This window comes from Cyclobacterium sediminis, from assembly GCF_054781075.1.
On record NZ_BAAGVC010000022.1, the window covers coordinates 1 to 15,650 of the forward strand.

Sequence of the window (15,650 nt, forward strand, 5' to 3'; positions counted from 1 at the left end):
CATATGGTTAACTTTGCTTAATTAGGCTGCATTTAACTGACAATTAAACGTTCATTTCTTTTCCATTGATGAAAAGAAACGAACCAAAGAAAAATCTAGCCAAAAGAAATCTTCTAAAACAAGGCCCAACGCCGCCTCGTAGTTTTGGCATGACCACCGCGCCCCAATATTAACAATTCCGTTAAAAATTACTATCTCGTCACTACCTATTTGTGGGTCTCTGTTGGGGAAGGGTGCGGCAGTTCAATATTTATTGAGATTCCTTCAAATTCCTCTACGAAAAGCCTCGGTAAAGTCTACCGATGACATGTTTATTTAAGAAATTGATGTTCAGTAATTTGAAAACACACATCGTCATTTCAATTTTTGCATTTCGAAAATGTTAGGTCTCGGAATGACGATTTTCTCAAGATTATGGGGCGAATTCAGGTTGTTGGGTCAATTGAGTCTTGTGGGCAACGCTTGCTTTATGGTGCTCAAATAAAAGGTCCAAAACTTGATCAAAGCTAAGCTATGAATAGCCGATCTGATCTTTGTTAAGCATTGCTCTTCAATTTTTGAAAACCTTACTTCAAGTTTTTAGCTACCCTTAGGTTGAATGGCCTAGATTTATTTTGAGCGACAGATCCTTTGTTTTTTTATTGTTACTTTTAAAAGTAGTTTTAGATGGTAAACCAAAAGGAATTACCCTATTGATAGCTTTTAAATGAAAACCATGAAATTAAAATTAATCCTACTTTTATTCTGCTTCCAAAGTATAATCGTTAAAGCCTCACAGATAGATACTGTGATGGTAAACAGTGCATCCATGAATAAATCAATTGCTAACATTGTCATTGTTCCGGACAATTATTCTAGCCAAAAGGAAAGTTTTCCTGTCTTGTATTTGCTTCATGGGGCAGGAGGAGATCATACGAACTGGCTGTCCAAAGTGCCGGCCATACAAGAATATGCGGACCAGTACGATATGATCATTGTCTGTCCTGATGGTGAGGTTACCAGTTGGTATTTTGACAGTCCCATTGATAAAAACATGAGGTATGAAACCTACCTTTCTGAGGAATTAATAACTAGCATAGACAAAACCTACAATACCATTGCAGAAAAATCAGGCAGAGCCATTACCGGCCTCAGCATGGGTGGTCATGGTGCCTTTTACCTTGCTTTTAGACACCAAGATACTTGGGGAGCAGCCGGAAGTATGAGTGGAGGTGTGGACATACGTCCCTTTCCAAAAAACTGGGATTTAAGCAAGCGATTAGGAGATTATGCAACGAATAAGGAAAACTGGGAGAATAATACAGTGATCAATCTGGTCCACCTTCTAAAGGGAGGAGAGCTAAAGCTTATTTTCGACTGTGGAGTAGATGATTTCTTTTTCGATGCCAATAAGCGATTGCATAAGAAATTGTTGGAAAGGAATATTCCCCATGACTATACCGAACGCCCGGGAGGGCACAGTTGGGATTATTGGGCCAACTCCATCAAATACCAGCTACTGTTTTTCAACGATTACTTTGCCCAATGAAATGCTGACAATAAACCCAATAACCAATCTTTTTTTGAAAATGTATGATTACAAAAAACATTGCTACATAGCATGGGCTTGGCTTCTAATGCTTGCAGGCTTAAGTTTAAATGCCCAGCAGTTACCTTCAAAATTGGATAACCCTATCTCCAAGACTTATCTCAGAAATAATTTAAGAAAGGCCTCGCCAAGGTTAGTGCTAAACAAGGAGATAGAGGAAAATTTAAAGCAAAAACTTAAATCCGACCCTGTAGTACAGAATGTTTATAAAAGTTTGAAAAATGGTGCAGCAGCTGTTTTTGAGAAACCGATAATTAATCTGGATATTCCTCTAGAGGAGCGGTCACAGAACAACCAGCTTGATATTTCCAGAGACCTTTTACATAGAATAGGCATGCTGGCAATGGTTTATCGGATAGAGAAAGAGGCTAAGGTCTTAAACAGGATCAATGAAGAGCTTATCGCAGCTTGCAATTTCCCTACCTGGAACCCCAAACATTTTCTTGATGTAGGAGAGATGTCCCTTGGCATTGCCTTAGCTGTTGATTGGGTAGGGGAGTATTTGCCGGCTTCTACAGTGAAATTGGCAAAAAATGCCTTGATTGAAAAAGGTATCAAACCTAGCTGGCCGGAAAATGGCAAAGCGCCTAAATGGGCCTATGGAAACAACAATTGGAATCAGGTGTGCAATGGAGGATTGGTTGCAGCTGCAATAGTAATAGCTGAGGACGAGCCTGAGTTGGCCTCCAAAACCATCTACAGAGCCATTGATGGCATGCAGAATGCCTTGGACCAATATGGTCCGGATGGAGTGTACCCTGAAGGAGCTACCTATTGGCGGTATGGTACCTCCTTTACTGTAGTCACCGCAGCCATGTTTGAGAGTGCCTTTGGAAGTGATTTTGGAATATTGGAATATCCCGGATTTAAAGAGAGTGCCCTATTTAGGGTGCTGTCGGATAGTCCCATAGGTTTGTTTTATAATTTTGGAGACTGTGGAGAAAGTAGTGGGAGTAATGGTGATGCCACCCTGGCATGGTTTGCTTCTAAAACAGGGAATAAAACCTTTTTTGAAAAGGAAAAATTTTTGAAGCCCTATGATAAAGAGAAAAATTTCTCCCGCTTGTTAGCGCCTGCCTTGGTATGGATAGCCCAGTACGAAGAGAAAAGTGAGACGACCGTGCCTGCTGCATGGGCAGGCAATGGACCAAATCCTGTAGTGTTTTTTACCGGAGGAGAAGATGATCCCAATAAATTTTATTTTGGAGGTAAAGGAGGTCGTGGCAATATTAGCCACGGAAATATGGATGCCGGTTCATTTGTTTTTGAATTGGATGGGGTACGTTGGAGCATGGACTTGGGGAAAAACAAGCATTATGGAGTTATAGAAAGAACAGGTTTTAACCTTTGGGAGAGGTGTCAGGATTGTGAGCGATGGAAACTAATCAATAAAAATAATTTTGGACACAGCACCCTTACTGTAAATGACCAACTTCATATAGTGGATGGAAAAGCAAGTATTGTGGATTTCAAAGACGGAGCTTTTCCGGAAGCCATCCTTGATATGTCTCCGGTTTTTGAAGGTCAACTGAAAAGTGTGACACGAAGGTTTAAAAAAAGTGGTCCCAGGTCTCTGTTGATTGAAGATGATATTGTATTGTCAGAAAATACGGATAGGCTAACATGGCAGTTTATTACGCAGGCCGATGTGGAAATTGTTGATGGAGGGGCGATCTTGACTCAAGATGGCAAGCGATTAAAAGTTCAAAATCTTTCCCATCCGGAGTACAGTCTATCCGTAATTTCACTGAGCCCTCCTCCATTTTACTTGGATCTCAAAAAAGACAATCTAAAACGGCTTGAGCTTCGAATCCCGGCCTGGAAAGTACAAGGACAGACTGCAAAAATAGCTGTACTGCTTTCAGGGGAATAGTTTAAAATTAATATTGATGGATCCCAATTCTATAATTACATATTTTTAAAGGGAGAATTTGGTTAGCTGAATTGCGGTTTTGGTAGCTCTTATTGTAAGAGTTGGATGGCGCCATTTAAAATAATTTGTAAGGAAAAAAAACCTTGGTTTGCGAGGGATGTTTTTGTTTTTATCGACTAAATAAACTGAAAGAAACCAAAAATAAAATGGCAACAATTAAATACTTCTTACTTGCAATATCGTCTGTAAGCTTATTTGTTCTGCTGGTATAAAAGTTTATTTTAGGATAGCCATTAAAAAAGTTTAATAAATTGAATTCTATAATCGAATTGTTTTGCTCTCATTTTCTATTAATAGCACAAAAAAATAAAAGGTCATTGGTTTAAAATCGAAGGGATGGGATAGATTAAATTTAACTTTGAAATTGGATTGAAAAATTGATACAGTTGATATATTTGGTATAGAACAATTTAACAAAATTTTAATGCAAGAGGTTTAGTTGTGTCGCATTTTTTTCTTTATTTTTATATATTGACCAATACCACAGTCAAATTGTTTTTTAAATGAGTAATTAAAAATGAGATGATGCACTTTTTCTTCCAAAGAAACTGGATTCTAAATTGTAATTTATTGTTACCAATTATTATTTTCCTTGCTTCGTTTGGCGCCTTAAAAGCGCAAAAATATCCTGCTGTAGAAGGCTTTGATAGCACGAAAATGCCAAGTTACTTTAAAGATGTTGTGGGGAATGAAAAACCTAATATTTTAATTTTCACGAATGATTCCTATTGTTCACCATGCAGGGCATTTGTAAAGAAAATTTCAGAAAGTCAGGTAGCAAGAAACCATTTTGAAACTATTTACATTTCGACATGGTGGAAACCCACTATTGATTTAAAATTTGATCCTATATTTTTAGCTTATAATAAATACTTCAAGTCACATGATGCTTCACTTTTTGTTGACAAAGAATCGAGACTGCTTAAATATTATCACGGAAATTCAGTTGGAACAACAACAATTCCTTTAATACTTATTTTGACACCTTCTGGTGTTGAAACCTATCGAAACATTGGGCTTTACCATGGTGATTTTGATGAGTTACTTTTAAAAGAATTGGATAGAATCAATAAGGTGGAAAAGTTCAATACCTTACTAAACCCTCTCATTGATGACACTCTTGGCGATAACAAAAAATCGATTGTTTTTATTGATAAAGAAGCAAACTCATTGATTGATCCTTACTTACACTTTTTTGGAAACAAGGGGATTTTGAAAGATTTCTCAGTAACAAGGTTTCCTACCGGTTACAAACAGTCGGTAAAAGTTAAGGATACGGTATTTAAATTCAATGATGACAAGAATGCCCATGAATTGACCAAAGCCCTATTGAAGGAAAATACCAGTGTCGCTTCCATGGTGTTTTTAAACGAAAAAAACGAAATAATCACGGTATTTCAAGAGGGTTTAAATACTGACTATTTCGAAAAAATATTGAATTATATTGGAAAGGATTATTACCTAGAGTTACAATGGGCTGATTTTATAGTGAAATACCCAACCCTTCCGAATAAATATAGCAATTAATTATCTAGCGTATCTATCGTTTAAGATCAATACCTTCTAAATTTTTATTTGAATCTAACTTTAAATAAAAGACTAATTTCGATTTTAATTTTTGATGGATTACCTATTGATTTAAGCCCCCCCGAATTTTCATGGTGAGGAGAGGATGAAGTTTTTTACGATTTTTCTGGACAAAATGGGAAGAATAAGTTCTGAATTATAAATCAGAATATACCATAAGTTTTTCAGGACTTTTAAAACATGGTTTGAACTTATTATTGTATGAGTAAATAAAACATTTAGTTATTCATTCATTAAAAAGAGATTGTTATGTATTGGAGTAAAAGGACTTATGGCTTGATTGCAGGAGCATCGATCTTGGCCATGGCTATAATTGCCATGTTTAGTTATGGTTATGTTTTTGAAAAGTTAATTGTGAAAGGGGATCCAATTGAAACTTTCAGCAATCTAAAATCTTCCTATACTATTTTTGTAGCAGCAATTATTGGTTGGGCTGCTATACTTTTATTAGATGTCTTGGTGGCTTGGGCCCTACATCATTTTTTTAAGGAATTAAACCCCAGACTTTCTCTTTTAACCGCGGTGTTGAGAATTGTTTACTCTGTGGGATTGGCATATGCCATACTTCAATTGGTACCTATTGTCTCGCTTTTAGGCAGTTCTACTGAAAGATATGGGTTAGTACTGATGAAAATAAAGTCCTTTGAATTAATATGGTTAAAATCTTTAATTATATTTGGTTTTCACCTCATTGGTTTGGGGTTTGTTGTGGCTAATATTAATAATAATTTTAATAAATTTGGTTATTTGATAGTCTTTGCCGGATTATGTTATGTATTGCTCAACCTGGTGAAGGTAACATTCCCATCCCTAGCTGAGGAGATCATAATGGTAGAGTTGATATTGAGTTTACCTATGGCAATGGCTGAGATTGGCTTAGGGTTTTGGCTACTTTTAAAAGGAGCCAAAGCTTCTTATCAGAAAGGAAAAGAGCTATTGATATGAATTTTATTAAAAGGTTTCTCCAAGTTCTAGGGGTAGCGGTGATGCTTCTGCTTGCCATTTTGATTTTCTCCTTATTGCAGGAAAGGCACAATCTTGCTTTTCTTAGCATTGAACAAAATGACTCCTTTCAGCAAAACAGCTATTTAATAAAGAATGTGAATATAATCCCTATGTCGGAAGATACACTGCTTAGGAATCAAATGATTTTAATTAAGGAAGGGGTTATTGCAGAGATTTCACAAAATATTCCTGCAGGAGATTGGACCATTATTGAAGGCAAAGGAGCTTATATGTTACCGGGATTAATCGATATGCATGTGCATGTTTGGGATGAATATGAATTGGGCTTGTACTTGGCCAATGGGGTTACGGCAGTCAGAAACCTTTGGGGCCAGCCCATGCATCTAAGGATGAAAGAAGCCATTCATGAAGAAAAGATAATAGGCCCTTTATTTTTTACCTCCAGTCCTAAATTGACAGGACCTGTTTTTATTGGGGACGACAACCTCCAAATGAGAAGTCCCCAACAGGCAGCTGATAAGGTTAAGGAGTACAAGTTGAGAGGGTATGATTTTATTAAAACCTACAATGGATTGACGAGGGATATTTATGATGCCATAGTCAAAGAAGGTAGGGTACAAGGGCTTGACATAGTGGCCCATCCCAGTTCGGAATTGCCCTATGAATATCATTTGGAAACTGAGGCTGTTACGGTAGAGCATGCCGAAGATATTGTCCAACAGCCATTGGCTTATCGGCTTGATACCAATAAGCTAAATGAGGTGGTAGCCATGTTTGAAGATCATCCTGAGGTCTCATTTTGTCCTACTCTGGTGGTTTTTCACAATATATATCGCATGTTGATGGACGATTCGATTTTAAGTTCCAAGCAGCTGATTTTTATGAACCCCCTGATAAGAAAGGTAGACAGTAAAGCACAATTTGATCGTTGGAGCCAAACCAAATCTACAGAAGCTACTGTTGTCAATAGAATAAAGGCACAACATGATTTTCACTTATTGGCGATTAATAAACTTCATAAGGCCGGGGTAAATATTGTGGCCGGGACGGATGCCGGCATAGGTATTACCCCTGCCGGTTTTTCTATTCATGAGGAACTTGATTTTTACAAACAAGCCGGAATGTCAAACTTTGAAGTCCTAAAAACAGCCACAATCAATGCATCAAAAACCCATGATTTTTTAAGTGAAATGGGAGCTGTTGAAGTGGGGAAGATCGCTAATTTGGTATTGGTAGATAATAACCCTCTGGAAGAGCTGAATGAATTAAGAAAGCCAAGCAGTGTTTTTATCCAAGGAAGGCACCTATCCCAAGAAGTCCTTGAAAGCTTTGAAAACAAAGCCTTAGAGCGGAACAACTTGATAGTTTCAGGTCTCAAATATTTAGAATATTTATTGGTTGAATAATTTCATCTATTGCCGTGATTTTTCGATGAGCTTTATTCAAACCAATCTAAACTTATCTTTAACCTAATGTCATGAAAAATAAAAGAACTCAATTAATCGTCAGAATTGGATTAGCTCTAGGCACCGTAATTTCCTTATAGTTTGTTCCTTGAGTTTTATTTCTTGCTTGGTTAACGCCTATATCGGATACTATTCAGGAAGAGTTAAACAATGCGCTTTCCCATGATTTTGAAGGAATCATTGTTTATGTCGATAAAGCCGGTCAAGCACCGGGATTTTATGCCGCAGGTTGGCATGACAGAGACAAAAAAATTCCTGCTGATCCAAAGGCATTGTTCAAAATTGCTAGCATCGGCAAATTGTATGAAGCAGTCACCATTGCTAAGCTGGTAAATGACAATCGCCTCTCACTGGATGAATCGTTGGGTAATTATTTACCCGAGCTAGTAGGAAGAATTGAAAATGCGGAAAAAATCACCTTACGCATGCTGGTGCAGCACAGGAGTGGCATACCTATACCAACAGTCCAAATTTTTGGATGGATCCGCCAACAAATGGTCAGGAGACTTTGGATTTGATCCTTGACCAAGCTGCGAATTTTGAGCCGGGTGAAGATTATGAATACTCAAATACCAATTATTTACTCCTCTCCCAAATTAAGGAACGGGTTCTCGGAATCAGTAATTTTCAGTGCATTCGTGAAGAGATTCTTAACCCTTTGGGTCTTAACAATACCTTTGCCTCGATTCAGGACGTGAATATAGAAAAATTAATGAGTGGCTATTATAAAGGTGTACCGGAAGATATAAAAGAAGTGAATTACGGTTCCATGGTGGCTACCGCTGAGGATGTGGCCGTGTTTTTACGAGCCTTGAATGATGGATCCCTTTTTGAACCCGGAGGTCAGGAGGTTTATTCTTCTATTTATAAGTATGAGCATACTGGGCTGATTCCCGGCTACCAAAGCATAGCCAAATATCATCCCAATATAGATGCGGTTGTGGTGCAATTTATAAATACTACTGATTTTGAGGGCTATCATTGGAGTCTGTCTGAGATTGTTTACAACCGGATCATAAAAATCATTACCCATAATGAAGAAGATTAATAGGAGCATTTACTTTTAAGAATGGATGGTTTTGAATCAATGATTTTTTCATCAATTCTTTTGAAAGGTGTATGAATTAACTGAAGCTTGGAACTTTTGACCTTAACCAATTAACTGTTACCTTTCAACCTCTTGTCATTGGTGGATGGTTTTAGGTAGGGGGCAACGCAAAAGGCTGTTATTAATGCGAATGAGTCATTTTATAAATTGGAAGTGACCTCCATTCATACCGCACCATGGCAAGGCCAGAGTATAATTAAAGAGGTCGTTAGATACTCCCTAAAAGGTTTCATCGAGGCTAGGTACAGCTTCTTATAATTTTTGTAGGGACTTTTTATTACCGATCTAATTTGATTTGGACTTATGGTTAATGGCAAGTCAATTTCACAAGTACCTGATTTATTTGTGCTTTTCGTAAATTTTGCTTAATATTTTAAGGATTGAGATTGGCAATGCGCTCTGAATACTGAGATAACAATCGTTTCAGCACCACTGTATTTTGCGGTTTTTGCCTAACTAACTGGTATTTTATAAGCATTAAAATCATTTAAAATGAAAAATATTTTAGTCACAGTAGATTTTGACAAAGGGGAAGCATTATTAATTGAAAAGGCATTTCAAATGGCAAATGCTTTTGGTTCCAAATTGTGGTTAATGCATATAGCGGCCCCTGATCCGGATTTTGTTGGGTATGATGTAGGTCCGGAATACATAAGAGACAGCAGGGCCTCGGAGCTAAGAAAGGAACATCGGCAGATTCAAGCCTACAGTGAGACACTCAAGAAAAGAGGTGTCGCGTCGGAAGGCTTATTGGTTCAGGGAGCTACCATTGAAATGATAATAAAAGAATCGAAAAAACTGAACGTTGATTTGATCATGGCTGGTCATCATGAACATGGATTTTTTTATAAGGCCTTTGTGGGGAGTGTGTCTGCTGAGATTATTAAAAAATCAAAAATACCTGTCCTTATCGTTCCATTAGACTAGCTTAGGGCCAATCTCCAATAAAAAAAGCCCCTTGAAATCAATCAAAGGGCTTTAAAATACGTGGATCCGTGCAATTATAAATGCAAGGCTCTATTGTCTGTGGCTCCCAAACATGCTTCTTTAAAAGCTTCTGTATAGGTAGGGTGTGCATGTGACATTCTTGCGATATCTTCAGCAGAAGCCCGGTATTCCATGGCCACCACTGCCTCAGCAATCATGTCTGCTGCGCGAGGCCCAATCATATGAACACCAAGGATTTCATCCGTTTCAGCATCAGCTAAAACCTTTACCAGGCCATCAATATCCCCGCTGGCTCTTGCTCTTCCTGAGGCCATAAATGGGAATTTTCCCGTTTTTACTTTAATTCCTTTTTCCTTGAGTTGTTCTTCTGTATAGCCTACGCTAGCTACTTCAGGCCAGGTATAAACTACTCCGGGGATTAATAAATAGTTGACATGCGGTTTTTGACCAGCTAAGGTTTCGGCTACAAATACGCCTTCTTCTTCAGCTTTATGTGCCAACATTGCTCCTTTCACTACATCTCCAATGGCGTAGATATTGTCCGCAGAAGTTTTAAGGTTTTCATCCACTTCTATCTGGCCTTTGTCATTGACTTTTACACCGGCTGCAGCCGCATTTAACCCGTCAGTATATGGCTTTCTACCAATGGAAACCAATACATAATCGCCTTTAATGCTGATGGTTTCATTTTTGCTGTTTTCAGCAGAAACGGTAACTTCTTTCCCTTTTCTTTCTACTGCAGTTACTTTGTGTTTCAAATAGAACTCAAACCCCAGTTTCTTAAGGGACTTCTGAAGCTCTTTGCCCATGGTCTTATCCATGGTTGGAATAATTCCATTCATGTACTCCACTACAGAAACTTTCGCTCCCAATCTTGCATATACAGAACCCAGCTCAAGACCGATGACCCCACCACCGATAATTACCAGGTGTTTGGGAATTTCTTTCAACTCCAGGGCTTCAGTAGAAGTGATGACTCTATCTTTGTCTAGCTTGATAAACGGTAAGTTTGCCGGTTTAGAACCAGTGGCAATAATGGTCTTTTTGGTGGTTAATTCCTCCGTTTTTCCGTCCTCTTTGGTGACGATTATTGTGGTTTTGTCCTTGAAAGAACCAATTCCCTGATGAACATCAATTTTATTTTTTTTCATCAGGTATTGGATGCCTTCCACGTTTTGTTTTACAACGTCTCGCTTTCTGCTAACCATTTGCTTGAAATTGACTTTCAAAGAACTCAGGTTTATCCCGTGGTTTTCAAAAGTATGGGCAGCATTGTGGTAATGTTCAGAAGAATCCAAGAGTGCCTTGGAAGGTATACAACCAACATTTAGGCAAGTGCCACCAAGCGTAGCATATTTTTCAATAATAGCGGTTTTCATTCCCAGTTGAGCTGCTCTAATAGCTGCAACATAGCCACCTGGTCCGGATCCGATTACAATTAGATCATACATTGTTTGTCATATTTTAGAACCTTTCCTGTTTCAAGTTGTAGGAAGGAATTATTTCAAATAAGTTTAAATTCCCAGCATTAACCTTGCTGGATCTTCAAGAAGTTCTTTCATGCGAACGAGGAAGCTTACAGATTCTCTTCCATCAATGATCCTATGATCATAAGACAATGCCAAATACATCATGGGAAGAATTTTAACTTCACCGTTTACAGCCATTGGCCTTTGTACAATATTGTGCATGCCCAGGATTGCTGCCTGTGGAGCATTGATAATAGGTGTAGACATCATGGAACCAAAGATCCCTCCATTGGTAAGGGTAAAGGTACCTCCTGTCATTTCATCAATGGTTAACTTGCCATCACGGGCTTTTACTGCAAGGCGCACCACCTCTTTCTCAATGCCTGAGAAGGAAAGGTTTTCTGCATTCCTTATAACAGGCACTACCAACCCTTTGGGAGAAGAAACCGCTATGGAAATGTCACAATAGTCATGGAAAATGATTTCATTTCCGTCGATCTGAGCATTTACTGCTGGCCATTCTTGCAATGCTATACAAGCCGCCTTCGTAAAGAAGGACATGAATCCAAGGTTGACTTCATATCGCTCCTTAAACTTGTCTTTGTATTGTTTTCTAAGGTCCATGATTGGCTTCATATTGACTTCATTGAAGGTAGTCAACATGGCTGTTTCATTTTTCACAGCCACCAATCTGCGGGAAATGGTTCTCCTTAGAGATGTCATTTTCTCTCGGCGTTCAGAACGATCACCCTTCGCAGGGCTGTCTTTTACGTTTTCGGCGCTAGTTTTAGCAGCTGGTTTAGCCGGTGCAGTCGTCGTCGGCTTGGTTTTTTCTGCTTTCTCAGCATCCTCTTTTGTGATTCTACCGTCTTTTCCTGTCCCTTTTACTGTAGCCGGGTCGATGCCTTTTTCTGACAATATTTTACTTGCAGCAGGAGAAGCATGGCCTGTGGCGTAAGTTTCGTTGGAAGAAGTAGTTGATTTGCTTCCTTCGGCTGAAGCAGCGCTTCCGGTTGCTTCAGCAGCTTCTGGAGCCCCACCTTCCATTACTTCGATTTTGCAAATCAAACCACCGATTTCGAGAGTGTCTCCTTCGCCTGCGACATGTCTGAGGATTCCGGCTGCCTCGGCAGGTAACTCAAAAGTTGCTTTGTCGGAATCAACTTCAGCAATTATTTCATCCAATTCTACATAGTCTCCATCATCTTTTATCCAAGAAGCCAAAGTTACTTCAGTGATGGATTCTCCCACAGTAGGGACATGCATTTCTTTTGTTTCCCCGGTACTTTTGGCTTCAGCAGTACTTCCTGCTTCTGCTTCGGGAGCCTTTTCAGTTTCTTTTGCTGCTGCAGGCTGTGGACTGTCATCCTCTTTCCCATCGGGATCTATTTCACAAATTACTGCGCCAATTTCCAGGGTATCGCCTTCTTCTGCCTTGGTGTGAAGCACTCCTGAAGATTCTGCTGTAAGTTCAAAAGTAGCCTTGTCGGATTCCAGTTCGCAAATGACTTCATCCATTTCAACAAATTCACCATCATTTTTAAACCATTGGCCAATGGTTACTTCGGTGATGGACTCTCCTACTGCTGGGACTTTGATTACTATACTCATCGGTTATTTGATTTTTTCCCGGTTGTTTAAATGCTTCCAGGTCAGAATTTCAATATTTTATGTGTAAATGATAAAAGATATGGGAAATTAAGAATTTATTTTTAAAGCTTTTTCCAAAATTTGCTTTTGTTCTTCCAGATGTACTTTATGGTAACCTGTAGCAGGCGAAGCACTAGGTTTTCTTGCAATAACATTCATCACCAAATCTTTGTAAAGATTCCTGACAATGAAAGCCCAGTAACCCATGTTCTCAGGCTCTTCTTGAACCCATATTGTTTCTACACCTTTCTTGTAGGTTTGTATGGCTTTAAGGATTTGGTTTTTAGGAAGCGGATGAAGCTGCTCAACACGAATGATGGCCACATCTTCTACCTTTTCTTTCTCCCTCATCTCTATCAATTCATAGTAGACCTTCCCTGAACAAAGCACTACTCGGTTGGCTTTTTTAGGGCTGATGGTTTCATCCAACAGCACTTCTCTGAAGTTACCACTGGTAAATTCTTCCAAAGGTGAGAATACTTTAGGGTGTCGAAGCAATGATTTGGGTGACATGACGATACAAGGCTTCCTAAAATTCCAAGCCAGTTGCCTGCGCAAAAGGTGGAAGAAATTGGAAGGTTCTGTGATATTTGCCACAATTACATTGTATTCAGCTGCCAGTTGTAAGAACCTCTCTGGTCTGGCATTGGAGTGTTCCGGGCCTTGGCCTTCATAACCATGCGGTAAAAGCATTACCAAACCATTCATCTTTTGCCATTTCGATTCCCCGGAGGTAATGAACTGGTCAATCATGGTTTGGGCACCATTGGCAAAATCACCAAATTGAGCTTCCCAAATATTAAGCGCATTAGGATTGGCCATGGAATAACCATATTCAAAGCCCAGTACTGCATATTCTGACAAAAGGGAATTGTAAATATAAAATTGACCTTTGCTGTCTTTTAACTCTTTCAAGGAGTTATAAGGTTTGTTTGTACTCGCATCATGCACAACCGCATGCCGGTGTGAGAAAGTACCTCTCTCACAATCCTGCCCGGTCATTCTTACCGTTTTGCCATCCAGCAATAAAGAACCATAAGCCAATAGTTCAGCAGCTGCCCAGTTGAGTGATTTGTTCTGGAAGAACATCTCTTTCCTTTGTCTGAGTTGTGCTTCTATTTGTTTGATAGGCTTGAAACCTTTAGGCAGAACAGTTAGTGCCTCCGCCACTTTTTCTATGGCTTCCTCACTGATGGATGTATTGGGTGATTTTTCAAAATCTTCAGGTTTTGACCAATCCAAAGCTTTCCATGCTTTTTCAAATGGAGAGATGGTGTATGGTAGGGGTTTAACCTTAACCATGGCTAGCCTGTCTTGCAAAAGCTGACGAAACTCTTTATCCATTTGTTTGGCAAGTTTGGCATCCACTTGCCCTCTTTCTAATAAGGCTTTGTTGTAGATCTCCCTCGGGTTGGGGTGTTTCGAGATCACATTATAAAGTTCAGGCTGGGTAAACTTAGGTTCGTCAGACTCGTTGTGGCCATGCCTCCTATAACAGACCATGTCTATGAAAATATCCCTATTGAATTTTTGACGGAATTCAACAGCAATTTTTGCGGCAAAAACTACAGCTTCAGGATCATCTCCGTTTACGTGAATGACAGGGGCATCTATTATTTTTGCGACATCCGTGCTATAAATAGAACTTCTGGCATCATCAAAATCTGTGGTAAAACCTACCTGATTATTGATTACAAAATGGATGGTTCCTCCGGTATTGTATCCTTTAAGGTTGGCCATCTGGGTTACTTCATACACGATTCCCTGACCGGCAACAGCGGCGTCTCCATGGATTAGAACAGGAATGGCTTTGTCTTCATCGCCTTTGTAATGATCATCTATTTTAGCCCTTACAAACCCTTCTACCACAGGATTAACAGCCTCCAAATGGGAAGGGTTAGGTGCTAGTTTTAAGATCATTAATTTCCCATTGGTGGTTGGTACTTCTGAAGAAAAGCCCATATGGTATTTTACATCCCCATCACCCATGGTGAGGTCAGGTTTTGCTGTACCTTCAAATTCGGAGAAAATCTGCTCATAGGTTTTGCCCATGACATTAGCCAAGACATTTAACCTTCCCCTATGGGCCATACCGATCATCATTTCTTCTACACCTAAATCGGAGGCTTTATTGATCAAGGCATCTAAAAATGGGATGGTGCTTTCTCCACCTTCCAATGAAAACCTTTTTTGTCCCAGATACTTGGTGTGTAAAAAGTTTTCAAATACTACTGCTTCATTTAATTTAAAAAGAATTCTTTTTTTCTCTTCTAGCGGAGGGTTGAATTCTAAAGACTCCTTTTCTATAATTAGTCTGAACCAATCCAACATCTCCGGGTCTCGGATATACATGTATTCAAAACCCATTGACCCCTCGTATATGATTTTCAGAGACTCAATTATTTTTGAGAGTTTAGCATTTCCTATACCAATCTCACTACCTGCCTGAAAAACGGTGTCTAAATCAGCTTTCTCTAAACCAAAATCTTCAAGGTCCAATAAGGCTTTGCGATCCCTTCTTTCTCTAACCGGATTGGTCTTGGACCTGAGATGGCCACGTGATCTGTAAGCATGAATCAATGCCCTTACCTTAATCTCCTTTGGCAATCGCTCCATATCCATGATGGTGCCTTTGGTTGCCAAATTACCGTTTGCCGGAGTTTGGGCCACAGCTGAGGCTCCTCCGTTTTCTTCTTCGCCAAATTTATTAATGGCAAAATCGAATCCATCAAAAAAAGCTTTCCAGCTGCTATCTATAGCTTCCGGGTCTTTTTTATAATCCTCATACAACTCATCTATATAAGCTACATGGGCATTGGAAATATAAGAGTATTTATCCATGGGGTTATTTTTCTATTGGGGGGCAAAATTAGGTGATTAAGTTATTTAATAAAAACCGCATATGCGGATAAGCGAATGAAACTGATTATCAGTG

At 39.1% G+C, this 15,650-nt stretch carries 11 protein-coding genes; 8 read left to right on the plus strand and 3 right to left on the minus strand.

The window, feature by feature from the left end:
- Positions 1-715: 715 nt before the first annotated feature.
- The 8 genes from ACYVHJ_RS18020 (at position 716) to ACYVHJ_RS18055 (ending at position 9,575) form a co-directional block, all read left to right on the plus strand.
- The gene (locus tag ACYVHJ_RS18020; protein ID WP_460517581.1) at positions 716-1,528 is read left to right on the plus strand and encodes an alpha/beta hydrolase; all 813 of its coding nucleotides are present in this window, start codon (positions 716-718) and stop codon (positions 1,526-1,528) included.
- A gap of 40 nt (positions 1,529-1,568) precedes the next feature.
- Positions 1,569-3,461 carry a heparinase II/III domain-containing protein gene (locus tag ACYVHJ_RS18025; protein WP_460517584.1) on the plus strand — a complete coding sequence of 631 codons (1,893 nt, stop codon included), beginning with the start codon at positions 1,569-1,571 and terminating at the stop codon, positions 3,459-3,461.
- Between the two features lie 630 nt (positions 3,462-4,091).
- Positions 4,092-5,048, plus strand: coding sequence for a hypothetical protein (locus ACYVHJ_RS18030; RefSeq protein WP_460517587.1), 957 nt, complete (start codon positions 4,092-4,094; stop codon positions 5,046-5,048).
- Between the two features lie 309 nt (positions 5,049-5,357).
- The gene (locus ACYVHJ_RS18035) at positions 5,358-6,053 is read left to right on the plus strand and encodes a DUF4386 domain-containing protein (RefSeq protein WP_460517590.1); all 696 of its coding nucleotides are present in this window, start codon (positions 5,358-5,360) and stop codon (positions 6,051-6,053) included.
- Entirely contained in the window at positions 6,050-7,480 is a 1,431-nt protein-coding gene (locus tag ACYVHJ_RS18040; RefSeq protein ID WP_460517593.1) for an amidohydrolase family protein, read from the plus strand. The genes ACYVHJ_RS18035 and ACYVHJ_RS18040 overlap by 4 nt, the downstream gene beginning before the upstream one ends.
- A gap of 239 nt (positions 7,481-7,719) precedes the next feature.
- Positions 7,720-8,058, plus strand: a complete 339-nt coding sequence (locus tag ACYVHJ_RS18045) for a serine hydrolase domain-containing protein (protein WP_460518118.1) — start codon at positions 7,720-7,722, stop codon at positions 8,056-8,058.
- Positions 8,019-8,588, plus strand: a complete 570-nt coding sequence (locus tag ACYVHJ_RS18050; protein ID WP_460517596.1) for a serine hydrolase domain-containing protein — start codon at positions 8,019-8,021, stop codon at positions 8,586-8,588. The genes ACYVHJ_RS18045 and ACYVHJ_RS18050 overlap by 40 nt, the downstream gene beginning before the upstream one ends.
- A gap of 552 nt (positions 8,589-9,140) precedes the next feature.
- The gene (locus ACYVHJ_RS18055) at positions 9,141-9,575 is read left to right on the plus strand and encodes a universal stress protein (RefSeq protein WP_460517599.1); all 435 of its coding nucleotides are present in this window, start codon (positions 9,141-9,143) and stop codon (positions 9,573-9,575) included.
- A 74-nt stretch (positions 9,576-9,649) separates the two neighbouring features.
- Here the strand turns inward: ACYVHJ_RS18055 and lpdA are convergent, their stop codons facing one another.
- From lpdA to ACYVHJ_RS18070, 3 genes are all read right to left on the minus strand, one after another.
- Complete coding sequence (gene lpdA / locus ACYVHJ_RS18060) at positions 9,650-11,047, minus strand: dihydrolipoyl dehydrogenase family protein (RefSeq protein ID WP_460517602.1); 1,398 nt, start codon at positions 11,045-11,047, stop codon at positions 9,650-9,652.
- Between the two features lie 63 nt (positions 11,048-11,110).
- On the minus strand, positions 11,111-12,676 hold the full coding sequence (gene odhB, locus ACYVHJ_RS18065; protein WP_339902709.1) for a 2-oxoglutarate dehydrogenase complex dihydrolipoyllysine-residue succinyltransferase: 1,566 nt from the start codon (positions 12,674-12,676) through the stop codon (positions 11,111-11,113).
- Between the two features lie 87 nt (positions 12,677-12,763).
- The gene (locus ACYVHJ_RS18070; RefSeq protein ID WP_460517605.1) at positions 12,764-15,556 is read right to left on the minus strand and encodes a 2-oxoglutarate dehydrogenase family protein; all 2,793 of its coding nucleotides are present in this window, start codon (positions 15,554-15,556) and stop codon (positions 12,764-12,766) included.
- Positions 15,557-15,650 lie beyond the last annotated feature (94 nt).